22 protein-coding genes are annotated in these 20557 nt (G+C 32.9%); 17 read left to right on the forward strand and 5 right to left on the reverse strand.

Going from position 1 to position 20557, the window contains the following annotated elements:
- The first annotated feature begins 66 nt into the window (after positions 1-66).
- From AB3G33_RS15010 to AB3G33_RS15060, 11 genes are all read left to right on the forward strand, one after another.
- Positions 67-966 (forward strand): DnaJ C-terminal domain-containing protein, encoded by a 900-nt coding sequence (locus tag AB3G33_RS15010; protein ID WP_367771070.1) that lies wholly within the window; start codon positions 67-69, stop codon positions 964-966.
- Entirely contained in the window at positions 963-1256 is a 294-nt protein-coding gene (locus tag AB3G33_RS15015) for a chaperone modulator CbpM (protein ID WP_367771073.1), read from the forward strand. The genes AB3G33_RS15010 and AB3G33_RS15015 overlap by 4 nt, the downstream gene beginning before the upstream one ends.
- Positions 1257-1531: 275 nt before the next feature.
- On the forward strand, positions 1532-1807 hold the full coding sequence (locus tag AB3G33_RS15020) for a F0F1 ATP synthase subunit gamma (RefSeq protein ID WP_367771076.1): 276 nt from the start codon (positions 1532-1534) through the stop codon (positions 1805-1807).
- A 157-nt stretch (positions 1808-1964) separates the two neighbouring features.
- Positions 1965-3467: a thymidine phosphorylase family protein gene (locus AB3G33_RS15025; RefSeq protein ID WP_367771078.1), complete on the forward strand. Its 1503-nt coding sequence runs from the start codon at positions 1965-1967 to the stop codon at positions 3465-3467.
- Positions 3468-3473: 6 nt separating this feature from the next.
- Complete coding sequence (locus tag AB3G33_RS15030; RefSeq protein WP_367771080.1) at positions 3474-4340, forward strand: ribose-phosphate pyrophosphokinase; 867 nt, start codon at positions 3474-3476, stop codon at positions 4338-4340.
- 199 nt (positions 4341-4539) lie between these two features.
- Positions 4540-5331, forward strand: coding sequence for an MlaE family ABC transporter permease (locus AB3G33_RS15035; RefSeq protein ID WP_367771083.1), 792 nt, complete (start codon positions 4540-4542; stop codon positions 5329-5331).
- A 6-nt stretch (positions 5332-5337) separates the two neighbouring features.
- Complete coding sequence (locus AB3G33_RS15040) at positions 5338-6090, forward strand: ABC transporter ATP-binding protein (protein WP_367771086.1); 753 nt, start codon at positions 5338-5340, stop codon at positions 6088-6090.
- Positions 6091-6098: 8 nt separating this feature from the next.
- The gene (locus AB3G33_RS15045; RefSeq protein WP_367771089.1) at positions 6099-7073 is read left to right on the forward strand and encodes an MlaD family protein; all 975 of its coding nucleotides are present in this window, start codon (positions 6099-6101) and stop codon (positions 7071-7073) included.
- Positions 7074-7119: 46 nt separating this feature from the next.
- A complete protein-coding gene (locus AB3G33_RS15050) occupies positions 7120-8157 on the forward strand; it encodes a pesticidal protein Cry7Aa (RefSeq protein WP_367771092.1) in 1038 nt (345 codons plus the stop codon).
- Between the two features lie 11 nt (positions 8158-8168).
- Positions 8169-10397, forward strand: a complete 2229-nt coding sequence (locus AB3G33_RS15055) for a glycosyltransferase (protein ID WP_367771095.1) — start codon at positions 8169-8171, stop codon at positions 10395-10397.
- A gap of 181 nt (positions 10398-10578) precedes the next feature.
- Positions 10579-11802: a cation:proton antiporter gene (locus AB3G33_RS15060; RefSeq protein ID WP_367754261.1), complete on the forward strand. Its 1224-nt coding sequence runs from the start codon at positions 10579-10581 to the stop codon at positions 11800-11802.
- Between the two features lie 37 nt (positions 11803-11839).
- Here AB3G33_RS15060 and AB3G33_RS15065 read toward each other — a convergent pair whose 3' ends face one another.
- The gene (locus AB3G33_RS15065; RefSeq protein ID WP_367771097.1) at positions 11840-12967 is read right to left on the reverse strand and encodes a cysteine desulfurase family protein; all 1128 of its coding nucleotides are present in this window, start codon (positions 12965-12967) and stop codon (positions 11840-11842) included.
- 86 nt (positions 12968-13053) lie between these two features.
- Between AB3G33_RS15065 and AB3G33_RS15070 the strand changes: the two genes are divergently transcribed.
- A complete protein-coding gene (locus AB3G33_RS15070) occupies positions 13054-14013 on the forward strand; it encodes a hypothetical protein (protein ID WP_367771099.1) in 960 nt (319 codons plus the stop codon).
- An 86-nt stretch (positions 14014-14099) separates the two neighbouring features.
- On the opposite strand, the gene AB3G33_RS15075 is transcribed toward AB3G33_RS15070, so the two are convergent.
- The 3 genes from AB3G33_RS15075 to AB3G33_RS15085 all read right to left on the reverse strand — a co-directional run bounded on the left by AB3G33_RS15075 (position 14100) and on the right by AB3G33_RS15085 (position 15769).
- A complete protein-coding gene (locus AB3G33_RS15075; protein ID WP_367754267.1) occupies positions 14100-14651 on the reverse strand; it encodes a Smr/MutS family protein in 552 nt (183 codons plus the stop codon).
- Positions 14644-14826, reverse strand: coding sequence for a hypothetical protein (locus AB3G33_RS15080; protein WP_367771101.1), 183 nt, complete (start codon positions 14824-14826; stop codon positions 14644-14646). Before AB3G33_RS15080 ends, AB3G33_RS15075 begins: the two co-directional genes overlap by 8 nt.
- A gap of 235 nt (positions 14827-15061) precedes the next feature.
- Positions 15062-15769, reverse strand: a complete 708-nt coding sequence (locus tag AB3G33_RS15085; RefSeq protein ID WP_367771104.1) for a DUF1003 domain-containing protein — start codon at positions 15767-15769, stop codon at positions 15062-15064.
- A gap of 311 nt (positions 15770-16080) precedes the next feature.
- Here AB3G33_RS15085 and epsC point away from each other — a divergent pair, with 311 nt between their 5' ends.
- The 5 genes from epsC (at position 16081) to AB3G33_RS15110 (ending at position 19981) form a co-directional block, all read left to right on the forward strand.
- On the forward strand, positions 16081-16872 hold the full coding sequence (gene epsC / locus AB3G33_RS15090; RefSeq protein WP_367771106.1) for a serine O-acetyltransferase EpsC: 792 nt from the start codon (positions 16081-16083) through the stop codon (positions 16870-16872).
- A 1-nt stretch (position 16873) separates the two neighbouring features.
- On the forward strand, positions 16874-17761 hold the full coding sequence (gene cysM, locus AB3G33_RS15095; protein WP_367771108.1) for a cysteine synthase CysM: 888 nt from the start codon (positions 16874-16876) through the stop codon (positions 17759-17761).
- Between the two features lie 9 nt (positions 17762-17770).
- A complete protein-coding gene (locus AB3G33_RS15100; protein WP_367771111.1) occupies positions 17771-18220 on the forward strand; it encodes a GNAT family N-acetyltransferase in 450 nt (149 codons plus the stop codon).
- A gap of 109 nt (positions 18221-18329) precedes the next feature.
- Positions 18330-18971 carry an SGNH/GDSL hydrolase family protein gene (locus tag AB3G33_RS15105; RefSeq protein WP_367771114.1) on the forward strand — a complete coding sequence of 214 codons (642 nt, stop codon included), beginning with the start codon at positions 18330-18332 and terminating at the stop codon, positions 18969-18971.
- 23 nt (positions 18972-18994) lie between these two features.
- Positions 18995-19981, forward strand: a complete 987-nt coding sequence (locus AB3G33_RS15110) for an aldo/keto reductase (RefSeq protein WP_367771117.1) — start codon at positions 18995-18997, stop codon at positions 19979-19981.
- Positions 19982-20055: 74 nt separating this feature from the next.
- On the opposite strand, the gene AB3G33_RS15115 is transcribed toward AB3G33_RS15110, so the two are convergent.
- The gene (locus tag AB3G33_RS15115) at positions 20056-20466 is read right to left on the reverse strand and encodes an OsmC family peroxiredoxin (RefSeq protein WP_367771120.1); all 411 of its coding nucleotides are present in this window, start codon (positions 20464-20466) and stop codon (positions 20056-20058) included.
- Between the last annotated feature and the right edge of the window lie 91 nt (positions 20467-20557).

Genomic DNA, 20557 nt, shown 5'->3' on the forward strand with positions numbered 1-20557 from the left:
CGGTAAACCTTTATACCATAAATCCATAAAGACTTATAATTAGTAATTCTAAAAAAACAAAGTAAAATGGCATTTATAGACTATTACAAAGTATTAGAAATAGATAAAAAAGCAACGGAGACGGAAATAAAGAAAGCCTACCGGAAAATGGCTCGTAAATACCATCCTGACCTAAATCCCAACGACAAACAAGCCGAAATAAAATTTAAAGAAGTCAATGAAGCCAATGAAGTATTAAGCAATCCTGAAAATCGTAAAAAGTATGATGAATATGGTGAAAATTGGCAACATGCCGAAGAATTTGAGAAATCAAAAAGACAGCAACAACACTATCAAGGAAGCGGGCAACAAGGCGGCTTTGCTGGTTTTGAAGGAGGTGATTATTCTGATTTTTTTGAATCCATGTTTGGCGGTAGAGGGGCTAGAGGTAGTGGACGAGGTAGCGCACAATTTAAAGGACAAGATTTTAATGCCGAATTACATTTAGATCTTAAAGAGGTTTACACCACACACAAACGTACGTTAACTATTAGTGGTAAAAACATCCGACTCACAATACCTGCTGGAGTAGAAAATGGCCAAGTCATAAAAATCACTGGACATGGTGGCGATGGCGCAGGTGGTGGACCAAAAGGTGATTTATATATCACCTTCTCGATATCAAACCATACTGATTTTAAACGCGACAAGGACAATCTATATTCTACTGTGGATTTAGACCTTTATAGTGCCATTTTAGGAGGTGAAATTACTGTAAATACATTTGACGGAAAAGTAAAACTAAAAGTAGCGCCTGGAACTCAAAATGGTACTACAGTAAAACTTAAAGGAAAAGGTTTTCCTGTTTATAAAAAGGAAGGACAATTTGGAGACCTATACATCAACTACCAAATTGTAGTTCCAACCAACCTGACGGATAAAGAAAAAGAATTATTCACAGAACTTGCTAAGCTAAAAAAACCATGAGTATAGAAAATTTTATCCCCGTAAATACCCTATGTATTCATTATAAAATGGAGCAAAGCTTCTTTGGTACTTTAAGTGAAATGGGGCTTATTGAAATCCAAATTATTGATAAAACACCCTACATCCATCAAGATTCATTATATGAAGTGGAAAAAATGATTCGGATGCATAAGGATTTAGAAGTAAATCTTGAAGGAATCGATGTTGTTCTCAACTTATTACAAAAGATAGATTCCTTAAAAAAAGAAATTCATACGGTTAGAAACCGCTTGCGATTGTACGAAAACTAATAATAGCACCCCTTCTCTATTTTCTATTACCTATAAATAACAAATTTAAAATTTTAGAAAACATGATAAAAATAATGCATGATTTACCAGATCAAGTTCTAGGTATTTCTGGAGAAGGAAAAATTACTGGAAACTAAAAAAAATTATGCATAGCAAGATACCAAAGAATTTAATATTTTTCAATATCAATCAAAAACAAGTACTTACTATACGACAGTCGTGCAATGGCTCCGTCCATTGAATCAAAAATGACGCGACAACTTTAAAGAAATGCCTTGGCCCACCACAAAATACCGCAGGTTTTAGGAAGGTTGGAAACTACTTTATCGGCGCTAATACGTGAATATCTTTTTGTATCTTTATTCAAATCTTGTACTGAATCACTAGCTACTGAAAATGCTAGAAGCTTGAGTGCTATGCAAAGAGCCGAAAAAAATATTTCAGAATTATTGGATACGCTCCATCATAAATACCATCGGTTAAGACAAAGTTCCATTGATGAAGAATTATTCGATGTAGTATCCGGATTTGAAGCATTAAAAAACAAATAGCATTCCATTTTTTTATTTAGACAAATGGCAAAAATTCAGGCCCATTGACAGCTACTTCTTTAAAATTTATTGTTTGTTTATGTCTTTTCAATTATGGAGAGATTCATTTTTATTTTTAGAATTGTCTGGTTTTAATTAAAATTTAATAATCACTAAAATGAAAACTGCATTTAACACTTTAAAACTTGTTTATCTTGGCATTGATACCCAAAAAGAAAATGTTGTCTTCATGCGTAAAGATTGTCATATCTGTAAATCTGAGGGATTTGAAGCACATAACAGAATTTTAGTTACTGCAAATAACCATTCAATAATTGCTACTTTATTTATAATCACCAATGGAATTATAAAAGATGGAACTGCAGGTCTTTCTGATAGTGCTTATGAAGATTTAAACGCTAAAGAAGGTGATGAACTTAGTTTTTCTCATGTGCAACCAGTTGCCTCCATGCGAAGTATACGATCTAAAATGTATGGAAAAGAATTAAATGATAATGACTTACAAAACATTATTGATGACATTGTGAAAGGACAATATTCTAACATAGAAATTGCCGCTTTTATTACTGCCTGTGCTGGCGATAATCTTAATATTCATGAAATTATTGGGCTTACGAAAGCAATGGTCAACTCTGGTAAAAAACTTTCTTGGAATAAACCAATAGTAGTCGACAAACATTGCGTAGGCGGGCTACCTGGAAACCGTACAACGCCTATTGTTGTAGCTATAATTACTCAATATGGGCTTACAATTCCTAAAACATCTTCCCGGGCCATCACTTCTCCAGCAGGTACAGCGGACACATTGGAAACAATAACAGAGGTCAATTTGGATATTAATCAAATTAAAAAAGTAGTCGAAAAAGAAAATGGTTGTTTTGTATGGGGTGGCTCTATAAAACTTAGTCCTGCTGATGATATTTTAATTCGTATTGAAAGAGCACTTGATGTCGATAGCGAAGGTCAAATGATAGCCTCAGTTTTGTCCAAAAAAATCGCTGCAGGCTCTACCCATGTAGTTATTGATATTCCAATTGGAAAAACGGCCAAGGTAAGAACTGAAGAAGATGCTGAAAAACTACGGTATTATTTTCATGTTGTTGGAAAGTCAATGGGTATAGAAGTAAAAGTACTTTTCACAGATGGATCACAACCTATAGGTAGAGGAATTGGGCCATCATTGGAGGCTATGGATGTGCTAAGTGTGTTACGAAATGAAAAAGAAGCTCCTCAAGACTTGAGAAACAAAGCGTTATATATTGCTGGTGCCATTATAGATTTGGCAAATACACAATCAAAAGAAAATGGATTTAATACAGCCGAAAAAATTCTTTCTTCCGGTAAAGCTTATGAAAAATTCACTGCCATTTGTAAAGCCCAAGGTGGATTTAAAGAACCTGAATATGCAATTTATAAAAAAGACATTTATGCTGATAAATCAGGAATTGTAACCGAAATTAACAATCGTAAACTTGCTAAAGTAGCAAAACTTGCAGGTGCACCACATGATTCTAAAGCAGGAGTAATGCTTCAAACTCCATTAAATACTCCATTAAATAAGGGAGATTTACTATTTTCTATCTACGCTGAAACTGAGGGAGAATTAAAATATGCAGTTGAATATTTAAAAACGGAACCAAATATTATTTTGATACATTAAAATGTTATGAAAAAAATATTTTTTGCTTTACCTGAAAATGAGAAACTTACACTTCAACTAATTCAAAAAGAACAGGGAGAAAATGGTCAGGTCGAAATTCGTAAATTTCCAGACGGTGAAACTTATATTCGAATATTATCGGATGTAAGGGACAAAGAGGTATTTCTTGTTTGTACTCTTCACCAACCTGACAATAAAATAGTACCTCTATTTTTCTTGGCAAAAACGGCTAAAGAAATGGGGGCCAAAAGCGTTAGTCTTATTGCTCCCTATCTAGCTTATATGCGACAAGACACTATTTTTAACCCTGGAGAAGGAGTTACTTCTACCTATTTTGCTAGTTTTATTTCCAGTTTTGTAAACCGCTTAATCACAATCGACCCGCACTTACACCGCCGTAGTACCTTGGCTGAAATATATTCAATCCCAACAAAAATGAGACATGCAGCAGCTCTTATTTCTTTATATATAAAAAACAATATTAAAAAACCTCTATTGATTGGGCCAGACATGGAAAGTGAACAATGGGTATCTGAGGTGGCAAAAAATGCCAATGCGCCTTATATCACATTAACAAAAATTCGCCATGGAGATCGAAATGTAAACGTCTCTATTCCTCAAGTAGAACAATACAATAATCATACTCCCGTCTTGGTAGATGATATTATCTCGACTGGAAGAACACTTATTGAGACCATTCTACATTTGAAAAAAGCAGGAATGCAACCTCCTATTTGCATTGGTGTTCATGCCGTCTTTGCAGGAAATGCCTATCAAGAAATTTTAAAATCAGGAGCCAAAGAAGTTATTACTTGCAATACTATTCCACATCAAAGCAATAAAATTGACATCAGTGATTTACTATTGTCATAAATAAAAACGCTTCTTCTTCTTAGTATTATCCTTATCTCTCTTTTATAGGAATGTATTTACTAAATACTATAATTTAGAATTATAAATCATTTATTATCGATTAAACGACTAATAATCAGGCTAACAAACAATTAAAAAGCCTGATAATCAGCATAATAGTCGTATATTTGAGTAGCCCTTTCTTGTTAAAAATTAATTCATGATGCTTATGAATGCTATTTTTAAAATAATAAAATTGATTAATTCTTTTTTACTTGAAATTGGCGAACTCTCCTTTTTTGCTGGTCGCTTTTTCAAAGAATGCTTCAAACGCCCATCGGAGTTTAAAGAATTCCTTCGGCAATGTTACAATATGGGAAACAGATCATTGTTGCTTGTTTCAGTAACAGGTTTTATTATTGGGCTGGTTTTTACTTTACAGTCAAGACCAACTTTACAAGAATTTGGTGCTGTTTCATGGATGCCTTCTATGGTAAGCATTTCGATTATTAGAGAGATAGGTCCAATCATCACGGCATTAATATGTGCAGGACGAATCGGTTCTGGTATTGGAGCTGAATTGGGATCTATGAGAGTAACGGAACAAATAGATGCAATGGAGGTTTCGGGTACAAATCCATTTAAATACCTAGTTGTCACACGAATACTAGCCACGACCTTCATGCTTCCTGTTTTAGTTTTCTTTGGCGATGCCATTGCTATTTTTGGTTCCTACTTGGTTGAAAACATAAAGGGTCATGTTTCCTTTTTGTTGTACTACAATCAAGTTTTTAATGCTTTAGAATTTGGCGATCTTGTACCAGCCACAATCAAAAGTTTCTTCTTTGGTTTTGCAATTGGCTTAGTAGGTTGTTTTAAAGGCTATAATTGTAAAAAAGGAACCGCAGGAGTTGGTATTGCAGCAAACTCAGCTGTAGTTTTTACCTCCATGCTACTTTTTATAATTGATTTTATAGCTGTTTTTGTCACTGATATATTTTATGATTTATAATTGTATATGAACGCTCTATCCAAAAATATAAAACCCATTATAGAAATCAAAGACTTAAAAAAAAGCTATGGTGACAACCATGTGCTGAATGGTTTCAATATGGTTTTGAACGAAGGAGAAAATTTGGTTATTATGGGAAAATCCGGATCTGGGAAGTCCGTAATGATAAAATGCCTAATTGGATTAGAAAAACCTGATAGTGGTTCTATTACGGTAATGGGAGAAAATATTAGTGAATTAAATCAATCCACACTAGACGACCTCCGTACCGAAATTGGATTCCTATTCCAGGGTAGTGCGCTGTATGATTCTATGACCGTTCGAGAAAATCTAGAATTCCCATTAAGACGACACACTAAAAAATTTGGCGTACTAAAAGACACCACCCCATTAGTCATGGAAGCCCTAGAAAATGTAGGCTTAGCACACACTTTGAATTTAATGCCTGCAGAATTATCAGGTGGAATGAAGCGTAGAATTGCATTAGCTAGGACCCTAATTCTTCAACCAAAAATAATCCTTTATGATGAGCCTACAACAGGACTAGACCCAATAACGGCAAAAGAAATTTTATTGCTCATGAAATCCATTCAGGAAAAATACAATACCTCAGCTATTATTATAACGCATGACGTTGATTGTGCCAGAGTAATATCTAACAGGATGATTTTATTAGTAGATGGAATTAATTATACCGAAGGAATATTTGAAGAATTATCAAAATCTATTGATCCTAAAATTCAAGCTTTCTTTAAATAAAATATAATATGGAAAAAACAACTTCACAAAAAATACGTCTTGGTCTATTTGTAATTATAGGGCTTATACTTTTTGTTTTGGCCATCTATTTCATTGGCGACAAGCAAAAGATGTTTGGAAAAACAAATCATTTAGAAACTATTTTTACTAATGTAAACGGACTGCAATTAGGTAATAATGTTCGTTTTTCAGGTGTAAATGTAGGTACAGTACGTGGCATTGAAATGGTTAATGATTCTAACATTAAGGTCGATATGATTATTGACAAAACTATTTTTAGACACATTAAAAAAGACGCAATTGCTACTATAGGTTCGGATGGATTAGTAGGAAGCATGGTTATTAATATATTACCCGGCAAAGGGAAACTACCACCTGTAGTGCCTGGGGATGTGATTGAATCCTTGAACCGCATTAGAACCGATGATCTTTTAAATACTTTTAGTAAAACCAATAAGAATGCAGCACTACTCACCGAAAATTTACTGGAAATCACAACCGAAATTAATAAAGGAAAAGGAACCGTAGGATTATTAATAAATGATATTGAAGTAGCAAATGACTTGAAGGAAACTATTCATTATTTAAAAATATCAGGTAAACAAACTTCAGAATCGATAACAAATTTAAACAAAATCATTACTTCATTAAATAATAAGAATAATGTTATCGGGGTTTTAAAAGATACAGCTGTCGCCAATAATATAAAAACGATTATCAATAATTTAGACCAGTCCAGCAGTGAAATTAATAAAGTAGTGGACAATCTCAATAAAACCATTTTGAATATCAAAGACGGAAAAGGGGCTATAAACTACCTTTCGAATGACCCAAGATTGGTAAAAAAAATTGATTCGACTATGACAAATATAAATGACGCCAGCATCCGCCTAAATGAGAATTTAGAAGCATTAAAACACAATTTTTTATTTAGAGGATACTTTAGAAAACAGGAAAGAAATAAATTGAAGAGAGACAAATAATACAATACTTAAAAAGATTACAACATAATCAACACCATTTTATGTTATGCTTACAATCGAAAAACTAGGCATTATTTTAAGTCCTACAGACAACGAATTTGAAAATAACGGGGTTTTAAATCCTGGTATTTATCAAGAAGGGAATACCCTGCATATTTTATATAGAGCAGTCCAAGAAGGAAATTATTCGACCATAGGATATGCGAAGACGGATGGTCCTATGAAAGTAACAGAAAGGCTAGATAAACCTTTAATAACTAAGGAGTTAGATTATGAAAAGCAAGGAATCGAAGATCCAAGAATTGTGAAAATTGAGGGGATTTACTATATTACTTATACCGCCTATGATGGAGTTAATACCCTAGGAGCACTTACTACCTCTACTGATTTAATTCATTTCGAAAAAAAAGGAATAATAACCCCTCAAGTGAATTATCAACAATATGAAAGTCATGTTAATTCTTGCAACCCATCCAAACTCAACCCTAAATACCATCAATATTACAATCTTTTTGAACAAATAGGTCTCGTTAATGACGAAACAAGACTGCTTCGCGATAAAGATGTTGTTTTATTTCCTAGAAAAATTAATGGTCAATTTGTATTCCTCCATCGAATTTGGCCTGGAATTCAAATTGTAAAATTCGACCGATGGGAGGATTTAACTTTAAAATTTTGGGAAGATTATTTGACAAATCTTACTGATTATATTATTCTGGATCCAAAGGACCCTTATGAAATGAATTATATTGGAGCAGGCTGCCCACCTATTGAAACTCCAGAAGGCTGGGTACTAATTTACCATGGTGTCCATGAAACTACTACAGGAAAAATATACCATGCCAAAGTAGCACTATTACATTTAGACCAACCTGAGATGGAGATTTCTAGGCTACCCTATCCCCTTTTCTCTCCAACAAAACAGTGGGAAATAGAAGGTGTTGTTAGCCATACCGTTTTTCCTACCGGTGTTGCTCTATTTAATAATGATCTTTACATCTACTATGGTGCTGCAGACAAGCATATTGCAGTAGCCAAAGTCTCACTTAAAGAACTAGTACTGGAGTTAAGAAAACAACCTTAAAAACACCAAAAATGAAATTGGATAAAGGAATAAAAATGTTGATTGTTAGCTCATATCCGCCTCGTGAATGTGGCCTAGCTACTTTTTCAAATGACATTATCAATGCTGTTAAAACTGTATTTGGTAGTACCCTTCCTATTGAAGTTTGTGCCTTACAAAATGAGGAAAACGAGGTCACTTATAATTCCGAGGTCACTTTTACATTATTGACATCAAAACTTGATCAATACCCGTTGACAGCTGAAAAAATCAATGAACGCAAGGACATAGGGTTGGTTTGCATTCAGCATGAGTTTGGTCTATATGGTGGTGAGTATGGCGACTATATACTTGCTTTTATTTTAGCTCTTAATAAACCTATTGTAACGATATTCCATACTGTATTGCCTAACCCTAATGAAAAAAGAAAAAAAATAGTGCAAGCCATTATTGATTTGTCTGATAAGATTATTGTCCTTACAAAAAAATCAGAAGAAATTTTAATTACAAACTATGAAACTCCAATTTCAAAAATCAAAATCATTCCTCACGGAAATCACAATGTATTATGGGAACAAAAACAATCTCTTAAAAATAAATATCATTTTTCAGATAAAACAGTCCTTTCCACTTTTGGATTAATCAGTGAAAATAAAAATATAGAAACCACTCTCTTTGCTTTACCTGAAATCATTACGAATCACCCAGAATTAATTTATTTAATTATTGGAAAAACACATCCTGAAATTATTAAAACCGAAGGGGAAAAATACCGAAAAAAATTAGAATTCATTGTCAAAGAACTTTATTTAGATTCTCATGTGATTTTTATAAATGAATACTTAGAACTAAAACAACTATTAGAATATTTAACCTTATCCGATATTTATTTATTTTCCTCCAAAGATCCGAACCAAGCCGTAAGTGGCACTTTTACGTATGCGATGAGTTGTGGTTGCGCTGTGATTTCCACTCCCATTCCACATGCAGTAGAATCAATAGTAGATGGAACTGGAATATTATTAACGGAATTTGAAAATCCAGAAGAATTCCGAAATGCTATCATGTCACTACTTGAAGATGAAGAAAAAAGAATTAATATGGGTAAAAAAGCATTCTCACTAGCTCATATTACGTCTTGGGAAAATATTGCCATTCAGTACCGATTGTTATTTGATTTATTAACAAACAAAGAAGAGGATCTAAAATTCAGTTTGCCTCCAATAAAATTAGACCATATAAAAAAACTCACAACCAATTTTGGAATTCTCCAATTTTCAAAATTTAGCCAACCTGATCCTGAATCTGGTTATACATTGGATGATAATGCAAGAGCGTTAATAAATATGGTTATGTATCATAGCCAATTTCCCGATGAAGAAGTTTTAGAGCTAGCAAATACTTATCTCAATTATATTGAAGGAATACAACGAGAAAATGGCTGGTTTGATAATTATAAAGACTTTAATCATCAATTGACAAAACAAAATACTGAAGTCAATCTTGAAGATGCAAATGGAAGAGCACTATGGAGTTTAGGGACTGTCATTGCATATAAACAAACTTTACCCATTGAATTTGTAGTAAGAGCTAAAAAGTGTTGGGACAAAGCTATAGTGAGAATTGAAGACATTAGTTCACCTAGAGCTATTGCCTATGCTTTAAAGGGACTTTATAACTATTATTCTATTTATAAAGAAGAAGCGACCGAAATGCAGATTGAAAAGTTAGCTGATGAATTGTTACGCCATTATCATATCAATTCAGAAGCAAACTGGTGTTGGTATGAAGATTATATGACTTACGCCAATAATGTATTACCAGAAGCTATGATGTACAGTTACTTAGTTACAGGGAAGCAGAAATATAAAAAAATTGCTATTGTTACCTTTGATTTCCTACTTTCTCATTATTTTATGAAAGGACAAATAAAAGTAATTTCGAACCGAGGATGGTTTAAAAAAGAAAATGAAAGAGTTTTTTATGGAGAACAACCCATTGAAGTGGCAACCACAATTATTACGTTGGATTTATTTAATGATGTAACTAAGAATTCAAAATACAAAGACCAACTTAAACTTGCTTTCATCTGGTTTTTAGGCAATAATCATCTCAAACAAATTATGTATAACCCAGAAAACGGAGCTTCTTATGACGGACTAGAAGACAAACATATCAATATTAATCAAGGAGCCGAATCTACATTGTGTTTTTTTAAAGCCCGATTAATAATGGAAAAATATAAAAACCACAGCCACTGAATTAATATGAGATAAATTAGCCACTTTACTTACAGTTGGTTATGATATAAAAACAATAATAAATTGTGTTTTTATTGTTAGAAATCAAAAATATTTATGTTTTAACAACCAAAAGTACTATATTACACCGTGTACTAGCCCTATTTTACATTAGTACCTATTCAAAAACAATTTATTTTATATGACCATTATAATTTCACTTTGTCTGTTGTTGCTAGTAGCTTATTTATTTGACCTAACTGCCTCATTGACTAAAATACCTTCAGTAATCTTATTACTCCTTTTGGGTTGGGTAGTGCGAGAAGCAACTTTTCTATTCAGTATAGAAGTTCCAGACCTAACTTCAACTTTACCTATATTAGGGACTATTGGACTTATCCTTATTGTATTAGAAGGCTCATTAGAGCTTGAGCTTAATAAATCTAAGATAGGACTTATTAAAAAATCCTCTTTAGGAGCGTTTCTTCCTTTGATTGTGCTGGCTTTTTCACTTGCTTATTTATTGTATTATTATGGCGGTTATTCTTTTAAAGATAGTCTTACTAATGCAATTCCTTTTTGCGTTATAAGCAGCGCTATTGCTATTCCAAGTGTTCGGAATTTATCTAGCAGCCAAAAAGAATTTATCATCTATGAAAGTAGTTTATCTGATATATTTGGGGTAGTTTTTTTTAATTTCATCGCTTTCAACACTAGTTTTGGCATAGAGACATTTGGTTATTTTTGTCTGGAAATTTTGTTTATAATCGTGATTTCTTTTGTAGCAACCATACTACTTTCTTTTTTATTGAATAAAATCGATCATCATATTAAATTTGTTCCAATCGTTTTACTGATTATTTTGATCTATGAAATTTCAAAAATATTCCATTTACCAGCACTTATTTTTATCTTGGTGTTTGGTTTGTCAATTGGAAATTTAGATGAATTAAGGCATTACAAATGGACACGTCAATTCAAACTTGACCTTCTAAACAAAGAGGTTTCGAAGTTTAAAGAATTAATAATTGAAGCTACATTTTTAGTTAGAGCCTTATTCTTTCTCTTATTTGGTTATTTAATTAAAACGGCTGAAATTATAAATACCGATACCCTAATATGGGCAATAGGAATTGTTGTTATTCTTTTTATTCTACGATTTATTCAGCTTAAAATATCTAAAATGCCTTTATTCCCATTGCTTTTTGTAGCACCAAGAGGTTTAATTACCATTTTACTATTTCTTTCTATTACTCCAGAGCACACTATCGTTTTAGTCAATAAGTCATTAATTATTCAAGTTATCTTACTGACTGCTTTTATTATGATGTTAGGATTAATGATAACTGCTAAACAAAGAGAAACCATTTTAGAGGAAAGAAGGAAAGCAAAGGCAAAAGCACTAAAAGAAACAGAAAAAATTTAAATTATTTTATAAAAAAATCCGCTAAGCGGATTTTTTTTTATTTCATACTTTTCAAACCAGCAATTAATAAATCGACATCTTCCAAAGAATTATAATGACTGAAAGAAATACGTAAACTCGGTTTTTTCAAATCTTCATCAGAAAGTATTTCTGCCAATACATGTGATGGCCTTATACTACCACTCTGACAAGCACTGCCTCGAGAAACAGCAATCCCTTTCATATCTAAATGAAACAAAATCATTGCCGTCTTATCAGCCGAAAAAGGCAATAAAACATTTAATATATTATAAAAATCATCTAAATTACCATTAATTTTAAAACCCGGAAATTCCTTTTCTAATTGTTCAATTAGATAGAATTTCAATGCAGAAATATGCTTTTTCTCCTCTTCTAAATTAGAATAAGAAAGGTCCAACGCTTTAGCCATTCCGGCAATTTGATGCACCGCTTCTGTACCCGGACGTAGTCCTTTTTCCTGTTCTCCACCATAAAACAAAGGTTGAAGTCCAGAGTTTTTTCTAACAAAAGCAAATCCAACCCCTTTAGGACCATGAAACTTATGAGCACTTGCAACTAGAAAGTCAATAGACAACTCTTGTAAATCTACATTCGTTTTGCCAATCGATTGTACTGTATCCGAGTGAAATAACACATTATGTTCCTTACATATAACCGAAACTCTTTTAAGGTCTAGAACAGTCCCCGTTTCATTATTAACATGCATCAAGCTCACTAACGTCTTCCTATCTTGCGCTAACAAATCCGTTAAATCTGTTAAATCGATTGCACCATTGGGTTTAACCCTTACATAATCAACTTGAATATTATATTCTTGTTGTAACGCCATAATAGTATGCAAAACAGCATGATGCTCTATTTTACTTGTGATAATACGCTTTACTTTTAAATCTTTAACGGCTGAACGCAGGATCCAATTATTAGCTTCTGTCCCGCAGGAAGTAAAAATAATTTCTTGTGCTGTTGCATTGATATGCTTAGCAATCGATTTTCTGGAAAGTTCCAAAATACTTTTGGCATTGCGACCAAAACTGTGCGTAGACGAAGGGTTTCCGTAATCTTGAGCCATGATTTGAGCCATTTCTTGAATGACTTCAGTTCTAATAGCTGTTGTTGATGCGTTATCGAGATATACTTTTTTCATTGCTGCAAAGTTATGAAATATCAATTGTCTATTATCCAATATCAATTATCATTTTTTTCGCTATTTTTGCAGAAATAAATTTTTCAATGAAAAAAGTTCTAAGCCTATTGGTTTTTGCATTTGTATTAAATGGCTGTGATGACGGTAATTTAACGCAAGAAGATATTAATTTTGAAACTGCTACAATGCAAAGTTGTAGTACAAATAATATTATTTACAAGTTAAAAGACAAAGAAGCACTGCTAGTTGAGATTCCAGCAGCTTCATTCACAACGGAGCCGTCATTGACCGATACCCCAACAGTTCTTGACATTAGCACTACTAATCGAGTGGTATATCGTTTTTATGGTGGTACAGTATCTGCTGATAATATTTGCGAGACAATACCACCTGCAACGCCTATCGTAACGGATCAATGGAATGCAACTGACGGTAAAATACAAATATTTACTACAGCAGTTAAAACAACAAACACTACTACTAATAGTACTAGAATTACTGGATACAATCATAATATTGTTTTCAAGAACATCACTTTTGCAAAAAATAGCGGCACCCAAGTTTATGAAACATTCCCTTTTGGTGATTATGTAACTACTGCGACAACACTCCCTTTTCTTTTTGATCAAACTGTAGAAAAATGTTCTGCTTCTAATCAAATATATAACTACACCAGTAGTGAGGCTTTAATGTTAACAATAGACCCCAATTTAATTGTTAATGAAGTAACACCATTAAATACACCTCGAACTGGAATTATTGGAACTACAACAAATGTTCTTACGTACCGTTTATTTTCAGGACTACTTACCCCAGCTTATTTTTGTAATACAACCACACCAACTACTCCAGCTTTAAGCCAAGAATGGACAGGTGTAGAGGGTGTAGCAGGAACAAGCGGTATTGTAGAAGTGACTACAACGACGAATGGCCCTGGAAGTTTCAAGCATACAATTGTCCTTAAAAAGGTCACTTTAAAGAAAGGAAATAATGATTTTTTATTGGGTGATAATTTCATTTACGGAGACTTATTAACCACTAATTAATCCCCCATTATTTTCCGAAATTAGGAACAAAAAAAGGTCCCGTTTGCAATTGCAAACGGGACCTTTTTTCATAAAAATCAAATCCTTTATTTACTGTTTTGTTTTATAAAAACCTCCGTTGCTCCTTGTCCGTATTTTTGATAATTACCTTCTTGAAAAGCAATATTATCATAGCGTCCCAATAAAAAATCCAACTCTGCTTTTAGAACTCCTTCACCAACACCATGAATAAAAACTATTTTCGGAATGCGATTTCTAATCGCAAATTCGATATGCCTTTTAGCTGTTTCTGATTGTAAAGTTAGAATATCATAATTTGACATTCCGCGTTTATTAGGAACTAATTTTTCAATGTGTAAATCAAACTCAGGAGCCGAAATTTCGTTCTTATCTTTGCGTTCTTTTACAAAACTCCTTGCTTTTGGGATTGCTTTTTCCTTAGCAATTTCATCTACATTGATTCTTTTAATAGAATCCATTAAGTTACTGGAATTGTTTACTTTAATCAACTCGTTGACAAAAAATGTCATCATAAATCCATCCTCAGTTTCAATAGTAATCTCTTTTTCTTTGGTTGAAACAACAACTCCGTTTATTGCTTCATCAAGTACTGAAACTTTATCTCCTTTATTAAACATCTTTATCTTCTTTTTCTTGATTTTTACTCGGCGTTTTAGCACTCAATTGCATCATCCCAAACATAAAAACAACTATTGCAACAACAGTGATATAAACATTTTTCTCAGCACTTACCTGCTCAAAAAAAGCTACCAGTATAGCAATAATCATTATTGGAATTATTAATTTTTTCATATTTTAAATTTCAGATAACAAAAGTAAGAAATAAAAAAAGAGCACTCCTTTTAATAAAAAACTTTCTTTATGCTTAAAAAATAACAACTATAAAAAGCAACAGTTTTAAACCAAAAACAACAGTTAGAAAAGGACCACTATTTCCAACAAATTTAAAGCTATTTTTCTCGCTTTTTATTCTATAAAATTGTGCCTATTTTTTCAATTTGGAGTTTGTGAAAACAAGATTTTTATTTTAAATTTCTTTTGAAATTCTACTTAAAATATCATTCATCATCTCAATTTGAATTTTCTGAATTTCTATTAATTCTTCTTGTTGATGCCGAATTAAATGATCTAACTTTTCATGTAGCATTCTTATTTCTAATTCAGATTTTAAATTAATCATATAATCTTTTCTTGCTCGGTCTCGGTCTTTTTCTTCCTGACGATTTTGACTCATCATAATTACCGGAGCTTGAAGTGCAGCAAGACAAGATAAAATTAAATTCAATAAAATGAATGGATAAGGATCAAACCCTTTATTCAAGAGAATATAAATATTAGCCAAAATCCAAAGCACAATAAATATCCCGAATAAAATAATAAATCGCCAACTACCTCCAAAATCGGCTACTTTATCAGCTACAATTTGCCCAACGGTTCGAACTTCAATTTCATCTTCCACCTTACTTACTACAGAGTCGTAACCATCCAGTTCTCCAATAACTTTAGATTCGATTTTTGACAACTCCCCTATTTCATTTGACAAATAATTGGAGATGTATTTTTCTCTATATAAATTAAGCTCTTTTATTGATAAAAACTGATCGCTTTTGAAATTAGGAAAATCTGCTTTCATTAATTCCAAAATTGGATTCCGAATTAATTTTCCAGAAACTTTATCCGTCAATGGAAATTCTTTTTTGGAAAGATCACTTATAAAAGTATTAATTGGTTTCATTGTAGCGTTTTTTACTAGGCTAATTTACATATTAAAAAAACACTTTGATATTAAAATAATTATCAGCCCATCAATTCACTTTTATTAAAAAAAAGCACCTGCTTTTGTTAGACTGTGCTACATCTTACAACATAATCCAAAATAGTTCAATATATTTGTTTCGTTTTTATTTAAGGAAACCGTTTCGTTATGAACTACAAACAAATCATTTTTCTTTATAACATTCCAATTTCATCAAAATGGAGTTGTTGTTGCTGTTTCTAAATAAACAACTTTTAACCCATTCTATTAACAATTCACCCCCCATAATCATGACAAAAGATCTGATTATTAATACTATTGCCTCATTAAAGAGTCATTTTTCCATTAATTATGGAATCAAAACAAAAACAGAAACTTTTACTGAAAAGCTGTTTTATACCTTATTTGATAAAAATGCTCCATTGAGCGAAAGCATTGATGAACTTGAAAAGTTATTTAAAGACATTTCAGCAATTGCTTGTAAAAAGCCCCATGCCTTATGCGACTCCATGTGGGATAAATACCTGGAAAAATTACCGTCAGTACTTGAAAAACTAAATCAAGATGCAGCTTACATTTTAGAAAATGACCCTGCCTCAAATAGTATTGAAGAAGTGTACCTCGCCTATCCTGGATTTTATGCCATTGCCATCTATCGTTTAAGCCACGAATTATATGCTTTGGACCTATTGCTGTTTTCTCGATTAATGAGTGAATACGCGCATCGTATTACAGGAACAGACATACATGCAGGTGCAAGTATCGAATCTCCTTTTTTTATTGACCACGCTACCGGAATTGTAATTGGAGAAACAGCAGTTATCGAAAAGAATGTAAAAATATATCAAGGAGTAACTTTGGGCGCACTGAGCGTAAGCAAAGACATGAAAAATGCCAAAAGACATCCTACTGTAGAGAAAAATGTATGCATTTATGCTAATGCAACTATTCTTGGAGGAGAAACCATCGTAGGAAAAGGAAGTATTATTGGAGGAAACACTTGGGTGACCAAATCAATTCCAGCCCAATCAATAGTTACAAATACAACAACAACCGAAGTAAAAGTAAAAGAGTTAAGATAGTATGGAGCCAAAAAAATTATTAGATCTAATTGGGAACACTCCATTAGTAGAAACGGTTAATTTGATCAAGAATAAAAATGTAAAACTCTTATTAAAACTGGAAGGGAATAACCCTGGAGGCAGTGTAAAAGATAGAGCCGCATACAACATGATTGCATCTGCCCTTGAAAGAGGAGATATAAAAAAAGGAGATAAACTGATTGAAGCTACCAGCGGAAACACTGGAATTGCATTAGCGATGATTGCACAGTTATTCAATATAGAAATAGAACTAGTGCTTCCCGAAGATTCAACCAAAGAACGTACACAAACCATGCGTGCTTATGGCGCAACCGTAATCCTTACATCAGCCAAAGAAGGGATTTTAGGCTCTAGAGATTATGCGGATAAAAAAGTGGCTGAAGGTGGTTATATTATGCTCAATCAGTTTGCTAATGAAGACAACTGGAAAGCCCATTACAAAACAACTGGTCCTGAGATTTGGAATGACACTAACGGTACCGTAACCCATTTTGTTTCGGCAATGGGAACTACCGGAACTATTATGGGAACTTCTACTTATTTAAAAGAAAAAAACTCAGATATTCAAATTATTGGAGCGCAACCCAGTGATGGTTCTCAAATTCCAGGAATTAGAAAATGGCCGCTAGAATATTTACCAAAGATTTTTGATGCCTCAAAAGTGGATAGGATTGTAGAAGTGAGTGAACAAGAAGCTCGAGATATGACTAAAAAATTAACTCTGGAAGAAGGTGTTTTTGCTGGAATGAGTAGTGGTGGTTCAGTTGCTACTGCCATAAAAATAGCCGAAGAACTAGAATCAGGCGTTATCGTAGCTATTATTTGCGACCGTGGTGATCGTTATTTATCTTCTGATTTATTTGATTAAACATTTCATATGATTAAAATAATTAGAACCACTCCAGAAAACATAGATTTTATCAGCTTGATAAATAAACTTGATAGAGACATCAAACTAAGGGATGGGGACGAACACACTTTCTTTGCACAGTTTAATAAAACGGATAGTATCAAGAATGCGATTGTGGTTTATGATGAGTTACAAGCGGTAGGTTGTGGTGCTTTTAAATTCTATGAAGAAGGTGTTGCCGAAATAAAAAGAATGTATGTAAATCCAGAAGCTCGTGGCAAAGGAATTGCTTCTAAAGTTTTAACCGAATTAGAATTTTGGGCAAAAGAAGAAAACTACACCAGTTGCATCCTTGAAACTGGTAAAAAATATCCAGAAGCTATTGCACTTTATAAAAAAAATGGATTTGTTGTAATCCCTAATTATGGTCAATATGAAGATATAGAAGACAGCATTTGTTTTCAAAAAACACTTTAAATACATTATTGTTACTTATAAAAGTCACTGCTTATTTTCAATTAACGAATCGGAATTTTTAATGAAAGCATATCGTTTATTTTTCGGATTATTTCTTTCATCATTTCTTATGGGACAAAAACTGCAGGCACAAGACTGGCCAAATTTAAATAAATATCAAAAAGATAACCTTCGTTTACAAAACGAACCTACTACTTCGAATAGCGTCGTTTTCATGGGCGATTCTATAACCGAGTTTTGGAGCAATGTAGCGCCACAATATTTTCAAACTCATAATTACATCAATCGTGGAATTAGTGGTCAAACAACGCCACAAATGCTGATTCGTTTTAGAGCTGATGTTATTGCTTTAAAACCTAGCATTGTAGTTATTCTTGCGGGTGTAAATGATATCGCTGAAAATACTGGACCTGCAACCTTAGAAATGATTACAAATAATATTTTTTCTATGATTGAGTTGGCGAAAGCCCACAATATTAAAGTGATTCTTTGTTCTGTTTTACCTGCTTTTGATTTTCCTTGGAACCCCAATCAAAACCCAGCTACTAAAATCATGGCTTTAAACAACTTATTAATAAATTATGCCGACGTTAATGCCATTACTTTTGTTGATTACTATTCGGCAATGGTTGATGACCGCAACGGACTACCCTTAATTTATTCAGCAGATGGCGTCCATCCAAACAAAACTGGATATGAAGTAATGGCTCGATTAGTACAACAAGCCATTCAATTGAACTCGACTAAATAACTTGATCTAAAAATTGCAACAAAATGAAATATAGAACACTAGGAAAAACTAATTTTGAAATCTCCGAAATAGCACTTGGAACATGGCAAGTTGGAGGAAAATGGGGTTCCCCTTTTAATGATAAAACAGCTGACGAATTAATAAATACAGCAATAGACAATGGTGTAAACTTTATTGATACCGCAGATGTTTATGAAAATGGATTAAGTGAAACTGCAGTAGGTAGAGTGGTTCGTTCGCGTTCAGAACGAATTTATGTCGCTACAAAATGTGGCCGCCAAATTAATCCTCATACCAGCGAAGGATATCAACCTAAAGTGCTTCAAAAATTTGTAGAAGACAGTTTAAAAAGAACAGGGTTGGAAACATTGGACCTTATTCAGTTGCATTGTCCTCCTAATCCAGTTTACTATCGTCCTGAGATTTTTGAAATGTTTGATCGGTTAAAAGACCAAGGTAAAATTTTAAACCTTGGAGTTAGTGTCGAAAAAGTGGAAGAAGCCATAAAAGCAATTGAATATCCCAACGTAAATACCGTTCAGATTATTTTTAATCTTTTCCGTCAGCGTCCTTCGGAGCTTTTTTTCAAAGAAGCCAAAAAGAAAGATATAGGAATCATTGCAAGAGTTCCTTTAGCTAGCGGACTCCTTACTGGACTTTTCAATTCCGAAACCAAATTTGAATCACAAGATCATAGAAATTTTAACCGAAATGGGGAAGCTTTTGATAAAGGAGAAACGTTTGCTGGCATCAATTACGAATTGGGTTTAAAAGCCGTTGAAGCATTAAAAGCATTATTCCCAAACACAACAAACTTAGCGCCTATCGCTTTGCAATGGATTTTGAGTTTTAATGAAATTAGTTGTATTATTCCAGGCGCTTCTAAAGTAAGTCATGTGGAATCCAACTTATCTGTTTATGATTTACCCGAGTTAACACCCGAAAAAATCAAGGCTATGAATGAAATTTATGAGCAATATATTAAACCCGAAGTACATCAGGTTTGGTAAATACATCAATTCTAATTTTATAAAAAAAAGGTCTCAATTATAATTGAGACCTTTTTTTGTACTTATTCTATTTCTTAAACCAAATTGGCTTCCGATACAATTTCTGAATTCAACAATTTAGAAATCGGACAATTTTTCTCTGCCTTAGTGACTAACTCTTGAAATTTTTCATTCGAAATTCCAGCTATTTTAGCTGCAACAGTTAAATGGGAACTTAGTATTGTTCCCTCAACCAAATTAATAATACATTTGGTCTCAATACTTTCTATTTCAAAACCTTCTTCGGTAACATAAGCAGAAAGTTGCATAGTAAAACAGCCTGAATGTGCTGCTGCTACTAATTCTTCAGGATTAGTCCCTACGCCTTCTTCAAAACGAGATTTAAATGAATATTGTGTATTTTCTAATGTTTTACTTTGCGTTGTTAATACACCAGCTCCCTCTTTAAGAGATCCTTTCCAAATAGCGGTTGCATTTCTTTTCATAATTTTAACTTTTTAGTTCTCTCAAATTTAGCTTTTTAAAATGTAAGAATTTTGATTATTATATTATTTAACGAAAATTTAAAATATGTTT

This window comes from Flavobacterium sp. WC2421, assembly GCF_040822115.1.
GTDB lineage: Bacteria > Bacteroidota > Bacteroidia > Flavobacteriales > Flavobacteriaceae > Flavobacterium.